This is a genomic window from Enterobacter sp. 04-C-12-SI-ECC (assembly GCF_047530715.1).
In the GTDB taxonomy this organism is placed as follows: domain Bacteria; phylum Pseudomonadota; class Gammaproteobacteria; order Enterobacterales; family Enterobacteriaceae; genus Enterobacter; species Enterobacter bugandensis.
Genome location: NZ_JBLKDI010000001.1, coordinates 120,119 through 136,053 on the forward strand (window position 1 = coordinate 120,119; position 15,935 = coordinate 136,053).

15 protein-coding genes are annotated in these 15,935 nt (G+C 54.1%); 9 read left to right on the forward strand and 6 right to left on the reverse strand.

Going from position 1 to position 15,935, the window contains the following annotated elements:
- Positions 1-141 precede the first annotated feature (141 nt).
- Positions 142-786 carry a protein-serine/threonine phosphatase gene (pphA, locus tag ACMWL8_RS00640; RefSeq protein WP_045260307.1) on the forward strand — a complete coding sequence of 215 codons (645 nt, stop codon included), beginning with the start codon at positions 142-144 and terminating at the stop codon, positions 784-786.
- A gap of 34 nt (positions 787-820) precedes the next feature.
- On the opposite strand, the gene ACMWL8_RS00645 is transcribed toward pphA, so the two are convergent.
- The 4 genes from ACMWL8_RS00645 to yebS all read right to left on the reverse strand — a co-directional run bounded on the left by ACMWL8_RS00645 (position 821) and on the right by yebS (position 6,571).
- A complete protein-coding gene (locus ACMWL8_RS00645) occupies positions 821-1,060 on the reverse strand; it encodes a YebV family protein (protein WP_008500472.1) in 240 nt (79 codons plus the stop codon).
- Between the two features lie 105 nt (positions 1,061-1,165).
- Positions 1,166-2,614 (reverse strand): 16S rRNA (cytosine(1407)-C(5))-methyltransferase RsmF, encoded by a 1,449-nt coding sequence (gene rsmF, locus ACMWL8_RS00650; RefSeq protein ID WP_200891418.1) that lies wholly within the window; start codon positions 2,612-2,614, stop codon positions 1,166-1,168.
- A 71-nt stretch (positions 2,615-2,685) separates the two neighbouring features.
- Positions 2,686-5,319, reverse strand: coding sequence for a PqiB family protein (locus ACMWL8_RS00655; RefSeq protein ID WP_045260305.1), 2,634 nt, complete (start codon positions 5,317-5,319; stop codon positions 2,686-2,688).
- Positions 5,288-6,571 carry a membrane integrity lipid transport subunit YebS gene (gene yebS / locus ACMWL8_RS00660; protein WP_041909475.1) on the reverse strand — a complete coding sequence of 428 codons (1,284 nt, stop codon included), beginning with the start codon at positions 6,569-6,571 and terminating at the stop codon, positions 5,288-5,290. The genes ACMWL8_RS00655 and yebS overlap by 32 nt, the downstream gene beginning before the upstream one ends.
- 132 nt (positions 6,572-6,703) lie before the next feature.
- Between yebS and ACMWL8_RS00665 the strand changes: the two genes are divergently transcribed.
- From ACMWL8_RS00665 to htpX, 4 genes are all read left to right on the forward strand, one after another.
- Positions 6,704-7,201, forward strand: coding sequence for a GAF domain-containing protein (locus ACMWL8_RS00665; protein WP_008500476.1), 498 nt, complete (start codon positions 6,704-6,706; stop codon positions 7,199-7,201).
- Positions 7,202-7,297: 96 nt separating this feature from the next.
- Positions 7,298-7,984: an RNA chaperone ProQ gene (gene proQ / locus ACMWL8_RS00670; RefSeq protein WP_028013543.1), complete on the forward strand. Its 687-nt coding sequence runs from the start codon at positions 7,298-7,300 to the stop codon at positions 7,982-7,984.
- Between the two features lie 19 nt (positions 7,985-8,003).
- Positions 8,004-10,052 (forward strand): carboxy terminal-processing peptidase, encoded by a 2,049-nt coding sequence (gene prc, locus ACMWL8_RS00675; protein ID WP_028013542.1) that lies wholly within the window; start codon positions 8,004-8,006, stop codon positions 10,050-10,052.
- Positions 10,053-10,245: 193 nt separating this feature from the next.
- Positions 10,246-11,127 (forward strand): protease HtpX, encoded by an 882-nt coding sequence (htpX, locus tag ACMWL8_RS00680; RefSeq protein ID WP_010432647.1) that lies wholly within the window; start codon positions 10,246-10,248, stop codon positions 11,125-11,127.
- A gap of 50 nt (positions 11,128-11,177) precedes the next feature.
- Here the strand turns inward: htpX and ACMWL8_RS00685 are convergent, their stop codons facing one another.
- Positions 11,178-12,551 carry an MFS transporter gene (locus tag ACMWL8_RS00685; RefSeq protein ID WP_045260303.1) on the reverse strand — a complete coding sequence of 458 codons (1,374 nt, stop codon included), beginning with the start codon at positions 12,549-12,551 and terminating at the stop codon, positions 11,178-11,180.
- Between the two features lie 178 nt (positions 12,552-12,729).
- On the opposite strand from ACMWL8_RS00685, the gene kdgR reads away from it, so the two are divergent.
- Positions 12,730-13,521 (forward strand): DNA-binding transcriptional regulator KdgR, encoded by a 792-nt coding sequence (kdgR, locus tag ACMWL8_RS00690; RefSeq protein WP_045260302.1) that lies wholly within the window; start codon positions 12,730-12,732, stop codon positions 13,519-13,521.
- A gap of 65 nt (positions 13,522-13,586) precedes the next feature.
- Here the strand turns inward: kdgR and ACMWL8_RS00695 are convergent, their stop codons facing one another.
- Positions 13,587-13,826 (reverse strand): YobH family protein, encoded by a 240-nt coding sequence (locus ACMWL8_RS00695; RefSeq protein ID WP_041909477.1) that lies wholly within the window; start codon positions 13,824-13,826, stop codon positions 13,587-13,589.
- 159 nt (positions 13,827-13,985) lie between these two features.
- Here ACMWL8_RS00695 and mgrB point away from each other — a divergent pair, with 159 nt between their 5' ends.
- The 3 genes from mgrB to ACMWL8_RS00710 all read left to right on the forward strand — a co-directional run bounded on the left by mgrB (position 13,986) and on the right by ACMWL8_RS00710 (position 15,507).
- Complete coding sequence (gene mgrB, locus ACMWL8_RS00700) at positions 13,986-14,129, forward strand: PhoP/PhoQ regulator MgrB (RefSeq protein WP_006175995.1); 144 nt, start codon at positions 13,986-13,988, stop codon at positions 14,127-14,129.
- A 74-nt stretch (positions 14,130-14,203) separates the two neighbouring features.
- Positions 14,204-14,494: a YebO family protein gene (locus ACMWL8_RS00705; protein ID WP_045260301.1), complete on the forward strand. Its 291-nt coding sequence runs from the start codon at positions 14,204-14,206 to the stop codon at positions 14,492-14,494.
- Between the two features lie 23 nt (positions 14,495-14,517).
- Positions 14,518-15,507 (forward strand): MBL fold metallo-hydrolase, encoded by a 990-nt coding sequence (locus ACMWL8_RS00710; protein WP_082071003.1) that lies wholly within the window; start codon positions 14,518-14,520, stop codon positions 15,505-15,507.
- Positions 15,508-15,935: the final 428 nt, after the last annotated feature.

Consider the following 15,935-nt stretch of genomic DNA (forward strand, 5'->3'; position numbering starts at 1 on the left):
TTATTCTAAGGAGCCAGTAAAAAGGGATTAAGAGCGCGCGGATCTTTATTTCTCTTTGGTTTACTGTTTGTTTTACTTTGTAAGGGCTGCGCTGATCTTCTTGCGCTTTTGACGGCGGCTATACTGTTAAAGGGAGGCCTTATGTATCAGCGAATAGAAGGTGGAGAGTGGCGTCACGTATGGGTTGTCAGCGACATACACGGCTGTTACCAGAGGCTCATGGAGGAACTGAAACGCCGTCATTTCAATCCTTATGAGGATTTACTTATTTCCGTTGGCGATCTGATCGATCGTGGTCCGGACAGCGTGAAATCATTGCAGCTCATCAATGAGAAATGGTTTCGAGCAGTGCGGGGCAATCATGAGCAAATGGCAATAGATAGCCTGGATAATAATGATTTTGCGCTCTGGACAATGAATGGCGGAATGTGGTTTTCGCGGCTTGAGCATGAAGAGCAGCAGCGGGCGCGCTCGTTACTTAACGCATGCCGTGCGTTACCGCATATTATCGAAATTACCTGCGCAAACGGGTTGAACGTTATTGCTCATGCTGATTATCCGGCGGAGGAATACCGCTGGGAAAAACCGGTAAGCGCCCAGCGCGTGTTATGGGATCGCGACCGCCTGATGGGGTTTATGGTGGGCAAAGGGCAGGGAATTAGCGGGGCGGATCACTTCTGGTTCGGCCATACGCCCGTCGACAGAAGGTATGATTTTGGCAATCTGCACTACATTGATACGGGGGCCGTATTTGACGGTTACTTTACGCTCGCGCAGCTGCAGTAATAAATAACCCGCCTTCGGGCGGGTTCTCTTTAGGTCAGGCAAGACGCATGACCCAGGCATCGGTTTTACTATCGTAATGCTCACGGTAAAGGACAGAATGTTCGCCATCAAGTATTGCCGGGACGCTGGTGTCTGCATCCCATGCATCGAGCTGCATGCACAAATCCGGGTCGGATTTGCAGGGAATACTTAACGTTCGATCGCCTTGTGCTTCGCCGCGCAGCTCTGCGTCGTCGATCTCAAAAGCGCCAATACGCACGCTGGTTTTCGTCATAGTGCTCTCCGGGTCGGTTGTCAAAATCTGGTATGACCAGTATGGGCATCCATTTTTGATCGTAGACAAGGAGAGCAAAATCGCCAGTAAAAAAATGCGCTTTTTTCAGGCGGTGCGATCGTTACCGGTAAACAGTCGGCCATCCCGGACCAGTTCGCGTGGATAGCTGTTTTTAAGCCTTGAACCGACCTTTTTGGCCAGCCCCAGCGGGAATCCCTGATAGGTCACCACCACTTCATCTGCGGAAGGCGAGCTGTCAGGATAAACATCGCGGCCACGGTACCACTCTTCGGCTTCCTGGTGCGTCAGGGCGAACGTATTCTCATGACCGGCAAGCGCGATGACCGCCTCGTGCTGCCAGCGATAGCCTTTATTATGCACTTCCGCCAGGCGGATCCCGATTCGGGAAAAACGGACCTTTCCGATGAGCGGAGCGATCTCTGCCGGGAACAACCATACCTCTTTATCACGCACCCAGAGTTGCAGGCTCTCATCCCAGACCAGACCAACCTTTTCGGCGGCGGCGACAAGCTGTGCTGCATCGCGCCCTTTGAGGGGGGCAAACGGGAAGTTGCCGACCTTGAATTTGGGGGCGGGCAGGGGAGCAACCGCCTGCGTTTTACGCAGGCGCGCCACAAAGAAGCCTTCGCAGTCGTAAATCTGCGGGAACACGTGGAGGAAACCTTCCGGCGTGACCGCCTCCTGTGCCGAGGAAAACAGATCGTTAAGCGGCATGAACTCGACGGCATCCGGGTATTGCGCTTTCAGCCACAGGCAGACGTCTTCGTTTTCATCCCGGTTTAAGGTGCACGTTGAATAGACCAGCGTGCCGCCGGGGCGCAGGGCGTGGAACGCGCTGTCGATCAGCTCGCGCTGCGTGGCGGCGATCTCAAGATTGCTCTCCACGGACCAGTTCTTTAACGCATCGGGATCTTTACGCACTACCCCTTCACCGGAGCAGGGGGCGTCCAGCAGGATGGCATCAAACATTTCCGGCAGGGCGGCGCCAAAGACGCGACCGTCGAAGTGCGTAAGAGCGACATTATGAATACCGCAGCGGCTGATATTGGCATGCAACACCTTCACGCGGCTGGCGGAAAATTCGTTGGCGAGGATTGCTCCGCGGTTGCCCATGCGCGCGGCAATCTGCGTGGTTTTCGAGCCGGGGGCGGCGGCGACATCCATCACGCGTTCAGGCGCATTGCCGTCGGCGAACAGGGCGGCAACCGGTAGCATCGAGCTCGCTTCCTGAATATAAAACAGACCGCTCAGATGTTCTGCGGTACTTCCCAGCGGCACCGCGTCTTCGTCATCGCGGTCGATCCAGAATCCCTCTTCACACCACGGAACCGGCGTAAGCTGCCAGCCGTACGGAGAAACCAGGGCCAGAAAATCCTCGACGCTGATTTTCAGCGTATTAACGCGGATGCTCCGGCGTAACGGACGCTGGCAGGCGGCGATAAAATCGTCCAGCGACAGATGAGAGGGAAGCGCCTCGCGCATCTGCGCCAGGAATTGATCGGGAAGAAATACGGAGTTTTGAGCCACGAGCACACCACAGGGAAAAGTTCAGGTGCGCAGTGTAACATAAAGGCTCCGGTGCGTTGACACCGGAGCCTGTCAGATTAACGCGGCAGGGCCGTTCCCCATTCGCGCCACTCTTTCGGTTCGCTTTCCAGCAGCAGGAAGTGTTTACCCGGCTGCGCTTTCGGCGCCAGCGGCGTTCCCGGCGGGGTGGCAAACGCAATACCGCCGCGGATGAACTGGTTGAAGGTACCGGTTTTCACCACGCCACCCGTCAGGCCGAAGTCCAGCGAATAGCCGGATGCCAGCCAGAACACCGAGTTATTACGCACCAGATGCTGGTAACGCTCGCTGATGCGTAGCGCCACCATCACGCGGTCGGAGAGCGTGCCGAGCGTGAGGCCCGTTACCGTACCCACCTCAATGCCGCGGAACAGCACCGGCGTACCGATGCCAAGCGAGCCCGCTTCCGGCACTTCCACCACAATGCTCAGGCCGCCAAGGTAGCGCGAGTCGGTAATGGTAGCTTCCTGCAGCTCGAAATCACGACGGGCTTTGCCCTGACCGGGTTCGACGTTGATGTAAGGCTGCAGAATGGTGTCGAGATGCTCAACGCCCGCGGCCGAAATCTGCGGGGTTACCACCGAGAAGCGGGAACCCGAGCGGGCGAAGGTCTGCACATATTCCGGATAAAGCACGGCGGTGGCCTGCACCTCGTTGCGCGAGGTGATGAGCGTCAGCTTCTGGATCTGCCCGATATCAATGCCCAGGTAGCGAATTGGCATGCCCTCCGCCAGCTTGCCGGCATCGAACGCATGCAGGGTAATCTGCCCACCCACGGCACGCGCGGCGGTTTCGGATGGGAAGAGAATGCGCTTATCGCCTTTACGCAGGTTCGCGCCCGCGCCGCTGAGGTTATCGAAGCTGATCGCCCCGCGCAGCGCGCGCGAGAGCGGGGAGGCCTGCACGGTCAGGCCGTTGCCGTTAAGCTGCACCTTCGCGCCGCCCTCGGCCCAGAAGACGCTGTTTGGGGTCAGCAGCTTGCGGTACTCGGGCTTGATATGCAGTTCGATATCAAACGCGTCCGCACGCGGGCGAACGGCGATCACCTCCCCAACCTCAAACTTGCGGTAGAGCACCACGGAGCCCGCCTGAACGTCAGGCAGCGTCTCGGCGCTTAAGGTCAGGGTCGTGGTTGGCATATCGCTCAGGCTGTTTTCAATCGCTTTGTCCAGGTTGGCGTACAGCGGGTAGCTGTCTCGAACGGCGCCTTTATTGCCCGGCAAAATGCGAATACCGCCGTTAACCCATTCGCTGGCGCTGGCGCCGAGGAACTCCACGCCGTCCAGACCCACCTTCACGTCGACGCGGCTGTTCACCACGAACTTACTGTCGCCATGGACGAGGTTGCTGTATTGCGGATCGATAGCTACCGAGAAGCTCACGCCATTTTCGGAGAGCGTTCGCTCCAGCACCTGACCCACCTGTACGCCGTGCAGAATCAGCGGCTGACCGGCCTCAATGCCGTAACTTTCAGGCGCATTGAGCGTAACCGTCACGACGCCCGGTTTTTGCAGCAGCGCTTTATCCGCCGGGGCAATGACGAAGCTATTGCTGGGCTGACCTTCACCGGGGATCAGTTCAAAGGTATTTCCGGTCAGCAGCGTGCTGAGGCTGGCATCGTTCAGAGAGAGTTTAGGGCTGCGCATCTCGATGCGCGTTTTCTCGCGCAGGAGATCGACCACGCTCGGATCGACCGTCATTTCGCCCGTGACCGAGCCGCCAGGGTTGAGCGTCATTTTGGTGAGCTGGCCGACCTGCAGCCCCTGGTACATCAGCGGCGTTGACCCCGCTTTCAGCCCTTTGGCATCAGGCAGAACGAGCTTAACGATCACGCCACGCTGGCTGTGCGCCAGATCCGGGTATAAACCGAACGTGTCATCGGCCGTGGCAGGGCTTGAGTTTTCCGGGGAGTCAAAGGCAATGGCACCGTTAACCAGGGCGGCCAGACTCTCAAGCTTCACTTTTGCACCGCTCAGACTGAGGTCGGCATCGACGCCGGACACGTTCCAGAAGCGGCTGCCTTTTTTCACCAGATTGGTGAAGCGACGCTCGATCAGCACATCAATGGTGACGCCCTGTTTATTCGGGTTGATGCTGTAATCGTACACGCGGCCAACCGGAATCTTGCGGAAGTAGACCAGCGAGCCGCTGTTCAGCGAGCCCAAATCCGGTGCCTGAAGATGGATCATCAGATCGCCGTTATTGAGGCGGTATTTCGGCTGCGTATCCAGCGCGACAAAGTGATCCTGCGGTTCACCCTTGCCCGGCATCATGCCGATGTAGTTGCCGCCAACCAGCGCATCCAGCCCGGACACGCCGGCCAGGGAGGCTTTCGGCGTCACCAGCCAGAACTGCGTTTCGCTGCGAAGAGCATCCTGCATGTCAGATTTTATACTGACCCGCACCTGAATCTTGTTAAGCCCTTTTCCAAGGGAGATGTCCTGAACCGTACCGACTTCGACCCCCTGAAAACGAACGGGGGTTCGTCCGGCGACGATGCCGTCGGCGGTCTGAAAATCAATGGTGACGGTACTGCCGCGATCTTCATAGCTCGTCCAGATAAGCCAGCCTGCAATCATCAGGGCGATGACAGGCAGCAACCAGAATGGCGAAATGCGGCGTTTAGTTTTAATTCTCGCTTCAGTCGGCGAAGCGGGGGTTTCCTGACTCATGTGCATCCCAAAGTAAGCGGCTATCCAGCCATTCCACAGCAAGAATAGTCAATATCACCGCAGAGCCGAAATAAAAAGCCGCGGGTCCCATAGTAAAAGCAAGAAGCTGGTCGCGATTGATCAGCGACATCATCAGCGAAATCACAAACAGATCCAGCATTGACCAGCGGCCAATCCAGGTGACGAATCGCAGAAGCAGAATACGGGTACGTAAACCTTGTTCACACTTAAAGTGAATGCTGACGAGCAGGGTAAACATCACCACCACTTTGGTAAAGGGAACCAGGATACTGGCAATAAAGACGATGGCCGCCACCCCAACGTTACTGTGCGCAAGGGAGATAATACCGGAGAGGATAGTATCCTCCTGACGGCCACCGTTCACGTAAATAATGGATATCGGCAGCATATTGGCCGGGAACAGAAACACCAGTGAGGCAATCAGCGCCGCCCAGCATTTTTGCAGGCTGTTGTTGCGTCGTAACCTCAACGGTATGTGGCAGCGCGGGCAGCGTCCACGCTTGTCGGGCAACCCGGTGTAATGGCATCCCAGACAGACGCGGAGGTTTTCATCCGGGCGGGTGGCAGGGCGCTGCGGGTAAAAACGCTCCCAAAGCTGCTCAACGTTCAGGTGGATCAGTGTCAGGATGCTGAGCAATACCAGGCAGATAAAGGCAAAAAGCCCGACGCCCGGCTGCAGAAAGGCATAGTCCTGCACCTTGATTGATGCCACGCCCACGCCCACCAGATAGATATCCAGCATGACCCACTCTTTAAGCTTTTCCAGCATCAGCAATACCGGACGCAGGTTCATTCCCAGGATGTTACCAAACCACAGGTAGGCAATGGCTGCAACCAGCACCAGCGGCGCGCCGACAACGCAGAACAGTACCATGGCGGCGGTGAGAGGATCGCCCTGGCTCGTCATCTGCCAGATACCCTGCAGCACGTTAGCGTCAATGCGCACACCAAGCAGGTAAAGCTTCAGAAGCGGTTCGGTCCAGGCGAAAGGCATCAGCAGCAGCATGGTAACGGCCATAGCGGCAAGGCGGGTTAACGACCAGTCGCGGCCGTCACGAATTTTAGCGTCGCAGCGGGGACAAAAGGCGCTTTGGTGCGATTTCATCTTCGGCAACATAAAAAGCGTATCGCACTGGGGGCAACGCTGATAATGTGCACGAGGCAAAGCGTCGCTTACCGTATGGACAGTTATCTTTTTTGTCGGCGTAATTTTGGTTGTTTTTAAGGCCATCAGCTGCGCGCAAATAAGTATTGTTGAACGTTATATTAACTCATGAACGGATTCATCTTGAGCATGAGCGCATTTATTGCTTATTTTAATAGGCTATGCGGTAATTTTGTAAGACAACTAAGTGATTGAATAATGAACAAAACAGAATTCTACGCGGATCTGAACCGCGATTTTAAGGCATTGATGGCAGGTGAAACCAGCTTCTTAGCCACTCTGGCAAATACTAGCGCATTGCTGTTCGAACGGCTATCCGATGTGAACTGGGCTGGCTTTTATCTCCTGGAAGGTGAAACGCTGGTGCTGGGTCCGTTTCAGGGCAAACTGGCCTGCGTGCGTATTCCGGTAGGGCGCGGCGTATGCGGTACCGCGGTGGCCGAGAATCAGGTTCAGCGCGTGGAAGATGTTCATGCGTTTGACGGGCATATCGCCTGTGATGCTGCCAGCAATTCAGAGATCGTTCTGCCGCTGGTGGTAAAAAATCAGATTATTGGCGTTCTGGATATCGACAGTACGGTCTTCAGTCGCTTTACAACCGAGGATGAACAGGGGCTGCGCGAGCTGGTGGCGAATCTGGAAAACGTCCTCGCTGCAACCGATTATCAAAAATTCTTTGCGAGCGTCGCAGGATAATCAACGGATAACGTAGCATTTACTGATAGCGTCATTATAATGACGCCTGTTCATGCCTGCGCTTGTTGGCAACGTCCGTTGTAATCAGGAAATTTCATGGAAAATCAACCTAAGTTGAATAGCAGTAAAGAAGTTATCGCATTTCTGGCCGAGCGTTTCCCGCAGTGCTTCAGCGCGGAAGGTGAAGCACGTCCCCTGAAAGTCGGTATTTTTCAGGATCTGGTAGCGCGTGTTGAAGGGGAAATGAACCTCAGCAAAACTCAGCTGCGTTCTGCCTTACGTCTTTATACTTCGAGCTGGCGTTACCTGTACGGTATCAAACCGGGCGCGACCCGCGTGGATCTCGACGGCAACCCTTGTGGCGAGCTGGACGAGCAGCACGTAGAACACGCGCGCAAGCAGCTGGAAGAAGCCAAAGCACGCGTTCAGGCACAACGTGCAGAACAGCAGGCGAAAAAACGCGAAGCCGCAGCGGCAAACGGCCAGGAAGAAGCGCCTCGTCGTGAGCGTAAACCACGTCCTGCGCCGCGTCGTCACGACAATAACGATCGCAAACCGCGTGCAGACAAACCAGCAGCGAAAGCCCCTCGTGCGCCTCGTGAAGAGCAGCGCCATACTCCGGTTTCTGACATTAACGCCCTGAGCGTGGGTCAGGCTCTGAAAGTAAAAGCGGGCAACAACGCAATGGACGCCACCGTACTGGAAATCACCAAAGATGGCGTTCGTGTACAGCTGACTTCTGGTATGTCAATGATTGTACGCGCAGAACACTTGTTGTTCTGAAACGGAGGCCAAGCCTGGCATGAACACTTTTTTTAAGCTCACCGCGCTGGCGGGCCTGTTTGCCATAACGGGTCACGCTTTCGCAGTGGACGATATCACGCGTGTTGATCAAATTCCGGTACTCAAGGAAGAGACGCAGCACGCGACGGTAAGCGAACGTGTAACCTCTCGCTTTACCCGCTCGCACTATCGTCAGTTCGATCTCGATCAGGCCTTTTCGGCCAAAATCTTTGACCGCTATCTGAACTTGCTGGATTACAGCCATAACGTTTTGCTCGCCAGCGATGTCGAGCAGTTCGCTAAGCGCAAATCCGAGGTGGGTGATGAGCTGCGGTCAGGCAAGCTGGATCTGTTCTACGATCTCTACAACCTGTCGCAAAAGCGCCGCTTTGAACGCTATCAGTACGCTCTGAAAGTGCTTGAACGTCCAATGGACTTCACCGGCAACGACACCTTCAATCTCGATCGCAGCAAAGCGCCCTGGCCGAAAGACGAAGCCGAGCTGAACGCGCTGTGGGATGGAAAGGTCAAATACGACGAGCTGAGCCTCAAGCTGACCGGCAAAGATGAAAAAGAGATCCGCGACACGCTGACGCGTCGTTACAAATTTGCCATTCGCCGTCTGGCGCAGACCAACAGTGAAGATGTTTTCTCGCTGGCGATGACCGCCTTTGCGCACGAAATCGATCCGCACACCAACTATCTCTCTCCACGCAATACCGAACAGTTCAATACTGAGATGAGCCTGTCTCTGGAAGGTATTGGCGCGGTACTGCAAATGGATGATGACTACACGGTGATCAATTCCATGGTCGCGGGCGGCCCGGCATCCAAAAGCAAAGCGATAAGCGTAGGCGATCGCATTGTGGGGGTAGGACAAACCGGTCAGAGCATGGTTGATGTCATTGGCTGGCGTCTGGACGATGTGGTTGCGCTGATCAAAGGTCCGAAAGGCAGCAAAGTTCGTCTGGAGATTCTGCCTGCCGGTAAAGGCACCAAAACCCGTATCGTGACCCTGACCCGCGAGCGTATCCGTCTGGAAGACCGCGCGGTGAAAATGTCGGTGAAAACCGTGGGTAAAGAGAAGGTGGGTGTCCTGGATATCCCTGGCTTCTACGTGGGGCTGACAGACGATGTAAAAGTTCAGCTGCAGAAACTTGAGAAGCAGAACGTGAGCAGCGTCATTATCGACCTGCGCACGAACGGTGGCGGTGCGCTGACCGAAGCGGTGTCGCTCTCAGGCTTGTTTATCCCGTCTGGCCCGGTTGTACAGGTGCGTGATAACAACGGTAAAGTTCGTGAAGATGCTGATAACGACGGTGTGGTCTATTACAAAGGCCCGCTGGTGGTCCTGGTTGACCGCTTCAGCGCGTCCGCATCTGAAATCTTTGCCGCTGCAATGCAGGACTATGGCCGCGCGCTAATCGTGGGTGAGCCCACCTTCGGCAAAGGTACTGTTCAGCAGTATCGCTCGCTGAACCGTATTTACGATCAGATGCTGCGTCCGGAATGGCCTGCGCTGGGCTCCGTTCAGTACACCATTCAGAAGTTCTACCGCGTTAACGGCGGCAGTACGCAGCGTAAAGGCGTAACGCCGGATATCATGATGCCGACCGGCACGGAAGAGACCGAAACCGGCGAGAAGTTTGAAGATAACGCGTTGCCGTGGGACAGCATCAATGCTGCGACATTCGTGAAGGCGGGTGATATGACGCAGTTTGGCCCTGAGCTGCTGAAAGCGCATAATGAACGCATCGCGAAAGACCCGGAATTCCAGTACATCATGAAGGACATTGCGCGTTTCAATGCCCTGAAAGATAAGCGGAATATTGTTTCTCTGAACTACGCTCAGCGTGAAAAAGAGAACAACGAGGACGACGCAACGCGTCTGGCGCGTATCAACGATCGCTTCAAGCGAGAAGGTAAGCCTCTGCTCAAGAAACTGGACGATCTGCCAAAAGATTACCAGGAGCCGGATCCGTACCTGGACGAGACGGTGCATATCGCGCTCGACCTGGCGAATCTGGAAAAAGAGAAGCCTGCCGTACAGCCCGCTCCGGCAAAATAATCTCCCAACAGGCACAAGAAATTGTGCCTGTTTCTTTTTGTTCTGCATCCTTCCGTCAGGCTGATTTCCAATTGTGTAAAGTTGTGTCTTTCTGGTGACTTACGCCCACCGCATGCTTGAAAATAGCCGTAATACCCATACGATGTGGGTAATCGCATAGTGCGTTTTGTTAAACTGAGGTTAAAAGAAAATTATGATGCGAATCGCGCTCTTCCTGCTCACCAACCTGGCGGTGATGGTGGTTTTCGGGCTAGTGCTAAGCCTGACGGGAATTCAGTCGAGCAGCGTTCAGGGTCTGTTGATTATGGCGCTGCTGTTTGGTTTTGGTGGCTCTTTCATTTCCCTGCTGATGTCAAAGTGGATGGCGCTGAAATCCGTAGGCGGTGAGGTGATTGAACAGCCGCGTAACGACATGGAACAGTGGCTGATGAATACGGTGGCACAGCAGTCTAAGCAGGCAGGCATTGCGATGCCGCAGGTTGCTATTTACCATGCCCCGGATATTAACGCGTTTGCTACGGGTGCCCGTCGTGATGCGTCGCTGGTTGCCGTGAGCACCGGGTTGTTGCAGAACATGAGCCGTGACGAAGCCGAAGCGGTTATCGCGCACGAAATCAGCCATATCGCCAACGGTGACATGGTGACCATGACCCTGATTCAGGGCGTGGTGAACACCTTCGTTATCTTCATCTCCCGTATCCTGGCGCAGATTGCGGCTGGCTTCATGGGCGGCAACCGTGATGAAGGTGAAGAGAGCAACGGTAATCCGCTGATTTACTTCGCCGTATCGATGGTGCTGGAACTGGTGTTCGGTATTCTGGCCAGCATTATCACCATGTGGTTCTCCCGTCACCGTGAGTTCCATGCGGATGCCGGTTCAGCGAAGCTGGTAGGGCGTGAAAAGATGATTGCCGCCCTGCAGCGTCTGAAAACCAGCTACGAGCCGCAGGAAGCGAACAGCATGATGGCCTTCTGCATCAACGGCAAATCAAAGTCGCTGAGCGAGCTGTTTATGTCTCACCCACCGCTGGATAAACGTATTGAAGCGCTGCGCAGTGGGGAATACCTGAAGTAACGCTAAGTGCTTAAATAAGCCGGGCAGGAGAAGACTCCGCCCGGCTTTTTTTATGCCTGAACGCCGGGTTGGGTCACGCGCAACCCGCTGACGATGGCTGCAAGGGTGGCAAGCGCACCTGCGGTGAGAAGCGCAACGTGGTTGCCGTTTTGCCCGGCAAGGTTAAACATCAGGGCAACCATCGCCGCACCGGTGCTTTGCCCCAGCAGACGCGCGGTCCCCAGCATGCCGCTGGCACCTCCGCTGCGGTGGCGCGGCGCAGAGGTAATAATGGTGTGGTTGTTGGGGGACTGAAACAGGCCAAACCCGGCTCCGCACAGGATCATGCGCCAGATGATGTCCAGATCCCCTGGCGATGATGGCAGTAGCGCCAGCGCGAAAAGACCTGTTGCCATCACGGCCAGCCCCACCGCGCCCAACAAACCGGCATGTACACGTTCTATTAAGTAACCTGCCAGCGGTGCCATCACCATTGTCGCCAGCGGCCAGGGGGTTAACAGCAGCCCGGTCTCCACTTCGGAACGTCCTATCACGCTTTGCAGGAAGAAGGGCAGAGAAACCAGAGCAAGCATCTGGGCGCAGAATGAGCAGACGGAGGTGCAGATGGAAAGCGAAAAGAGGGGAATACGCAGCAGATCGACCGGCAGTAAGGGCACCGGCAGGGAAAGCTGGCGGCGAACAAAGAAGAAGCCCGTCACCAGCAGGGCAACAAGCTCCACGGCGGTTAGCATCAGGGATTGACCCTGCGCAAAACCGCTCAGGGCGGTAATCAGCAGACCAAAGGTGAGCGCATTCATCACCGCGCTTGCTACGTCAAAGCGCGGCATGGTGCTTTTCGGGCCGTTAGCGGGGAGAAATCGCAGGGCAAAGAAGATGGCTACGATACCCAGCGGTACGTTTATGGCGAACAGCCACTGCCACGAGGCGACAGAAAGAATGGCCGCTGCAATCGTTGGCCCGGCGGCAGAAGAGACCGCGACAATAAACGAATTTATCCCCATGCCGCGGCCCAGATGGCGGTGCGGATAGATTAAGCGGATTAGCGCCGTATTGACGCTCATCAGCGCCGCGCCGCCAAAACCTTGCGCGATGCGCGCCAGCGTCAGCGTATGCAGAGAGTCCGAAAGGGCGCACAGCAGTGATGTAAAGGTAAATACCACCAGCCCGCACTGATATACCCGACGGTAGCCGAACATATCGCCCAGAAAAGAAAAGGAGAGCAGGGAAACCACAATCGCAATCTGATAGGCGTTAACAATCCATATCGAACTGGCCGGGGAAGCATGCAGATCGGTGGCAATGGTGGGAAGGGCAACGTTCGCAATCGCGCCGTCAAGAACGGCCATTGAGATACCAATAATAATCGTAGCGATAGCGCCATACCGCTGGGGCACAGGCAGGCCATCGGAAAGGTTCTTTTCCATCGGGGATAAATAGCTCAGAGTGAAATTATTCTCAGGGTAACTATTTTAGCATCGTTAACACCGTTTTATGTCGCAGATTTGTAACGAAGTAAACGCGGATTGATTGCAGGTAACATGACGGGAATTTATAATAAAAACCGGTTCTGATTTTTATAAAACACTCTCTATGAGGTGGTAAATGGCAATTGCGGATTTGGATAAACAGCCAGATTCAGTTTCTTCCGTGCTGAAGGTGTTTGGCATCTTACAGGCGCTCGGTGAAGAGCGTGAAATTGGTATCACAGAGTTGTCACAGCGCGTGATGATGTCGAAAAGCACCGTTTACCGCTTTTTGCAAACCATGAAATCACTGGGTTACGTTGCACAGGAAGGCGAATCTGAAAAATATTCTCTGACGCTGAAACTGTTTGAACTGGGTGCCCGGGCATTGCAAAACGTGGATCTGATCCGTAGCGCGGATATTCAGATGCGCGAGATCTCCCGCCTGACCAAAGAGACTATCCACCTGGGCGCGCTGGATGAAGACAGTATTGTTTACATCCATAAAATTGACTCCATGTATAACCTGCGTATGTATTCGCGCATTGGTCGTCGCAACCCGCTTTACAGCACGGCAATTGGTAAGGTTCTGCTGGCGTGGCGCGATCGTGAAGAAGTTAAACAGATCCTCGATGGCGTGGAGTACAAACGCAGCACTGAACGCACCATTACTAACACCGATGAATTATTAAAGGTGCTCGATAAGGTGCGTGAGCAAGGGTACGGCGAAGATAACGAAGAACAGGAAGAAGGGCTGCGCTGTATTGGCGTTCCGGTGTTTGACCGTTTTGGCGTCGTGATCGCGGGGTTGAGCATCTCTTTCCCAACGCTTCGCTTCTCGGAAGAGCGCCTGCACGAGTACGTGGCTATTCTACATACCGCCGCGCGTAAGATTTCTGAACAGATGGGTTACCACGACTATCCGTTCTAACCCCGGTTAGCATAAAAAAACGCCGCATTTTTGCGGCGTTTTTTATTCGTCGTTAACGCTGTGGCTCAGCCATTATCAATCACGACGGAGGTTTTACGCAGTACCGGGCAGTTGGTTAACCCAATGATCCCGCTATCAGAATGGAGATACTGCGCCGTGCTGACTCCCTGTGCTGTTAAATACTTACATTGAATGCCTAACCCTGCGGCGTTTTCGGTGCTTCCCACCAGCACGCCATAACCCGTTAAAAGAAGGCCAATCCAGAGTATCGCCAGTGCAACAATTGTACGAATAATTAAGCGCATTATTACCTCTTTATCATTGTTATCATGATGCTAGCCTAACCGGTTTACGTAATGAAACAAGTGCAGGATTCTGAAAAGAGCCTGATGGCGCTACAGTTAGTCCTTGTTTAAGATAACCGTGATAACCTGGTCATATCAGGTCTGTAAACGGAGTGTGGAGTGAAAAAAATACGCTGGGTGATTCTGATTATCGTGCTGATAGCGTGCGTGGTGTTGTGGACGCAGACTATCAACGTGATGTGCGATCAGGATGTACAGTTTTTTAGCGGCGTTTGCGCAATCAATAAGTTTATTCCGTGGTAGCACGCATTTTTTCTTCAGGTGATTTCCTTCCTTCGCGCCAGTGGTAAAATAGACGTTTTTATTGAGGTGGTGAAATGGGTGAGTTACTGAATTCAGGGCTGCTAAATATGGCATCCCTGACGATCTCTTTGGTTGTTCTGCTGGTGGGGCTGGTCATTTGGTTTTTCGTAAACCGTGCCAGTTCACGTACCAATGAGCAGATCGAACTGCTGGAAGCGCTGCTTGAGCAGCAAAAACGGCAGAATGCACTGTTGCGTCGTCTGTGCGAGGCTAACGAGCCGGAAGCGAAAGAAGCACAAAATGAAGCGGTCGCTGACGAGAACAACGATCAAGACGATTTTATCCGCCTGGTGGCTGAGCGTTAATCGTATTATTCCGGGAGGTGGCAGTGGTCTGGAAAAATCCCTGGTATGACCCCTCCCTGAAACATCACACCCCAAACGGTTTTCGTAATACTACTTCTGCAGGACACCAGCCTGGCGACCTTGACCGCTGGCGCAAAGAACGCAAAGCAGCTGGCTTACCGAAGCCGCCCGCGCTCGGCTACGATGACTTTATCCGGCGGTGGTGGCAACCGGCCGATCTTCAGCAGCCGCAGCAGGATGGGGCGTGGTGGCTCGGACATGCGAGCATACTGCTGCAGCTGGACGGCAATATCCTTCTTACCGATCCCGTTTTTTCACGACGCGCTTCTCCACTTCCTTTCTTAGGGCCGCAGCGTAGAACGCCTCCGGCACTCTCTGTCGATCAACTGCACCAGCTTGACGCGGTCGTTATCTCGCATAACCATTACGATCATCTTGATGAACTCACTGTTCGCCACATTCTCAAACGCTTTCCCGACGTCAGTGTATTTGTTCCTTTAGGCCTGGGCGGCTGGTTTCGCCGCCGGGGCGCAAAACAGGTGGTTGAGCTTGACTGGTGGCAGAGTTTTACCTGGCAGGGGATAACATTATCCGCCGTACCGGCGCAGCACTGGAGTATGCGCACGCTCTGGAACCGCAATCGCTCATTGTGGTGCGGCTGGGTCTTTGAAGGGCGGCATCACCGGTTCTGGTTTAGTGGCGATACCGGCTATTCGCCTGAGCTGCTGTTGATACCGGAACGTTTGGGGAAAATTGATGCTGCAGCATTGCCCGTTGGCGCCTATGCTCCGCGATGGTTTATGGCCGTACACCATATGGATCCCCAGTCTGCCGTTGCGCTGTGGCAGCAGTTAGGTTGCCCGCTGGCGTTCCCTGTTCACTGGGGCGTGTTTGAGCTGGCGGATGAAGCGCTGGATGACCCCATAAAAGAATTAACTGACGCGCTGGATAATGTAGCACCAGTTAATAATACTTTCAGGATACTGAAAGTTGGCGAGTATTTACCCTTATAAACGAAGCCATAGATTGTTGCGTATATTGTGTATGTATTCGTCGTCAGGAAAATTTTAATTTTATCGAAACGTTTTGCTTGCCTTGTTTTGATGCAGAGTCATAAAAATTTCATTATTTTGGTGCATAACACTGCTAATTACCTGATGGATTTTAATACAGAAGGGTGCGGATTATTAACATCGTTTTTGGCTGAAACAATACGGCCACGTTACAATGATTTAAGCATAAGTTTTCACAATTTGTTCTAACTCAATCAACGCCAAAGATTTCTTTTCCCGTCTGCTGGACGCATTGTAATGATTGAGCTATGTTAAAAAAGTCTTAGATTACAGCGGTTGTGCAAGCAGCGTTGAGTCTGTGTAAGGTAGTATAGCCGTCTGTTTGAGAAGCGCATAATTGTGCAAATCCTTACAGACAGTGTTCGAAT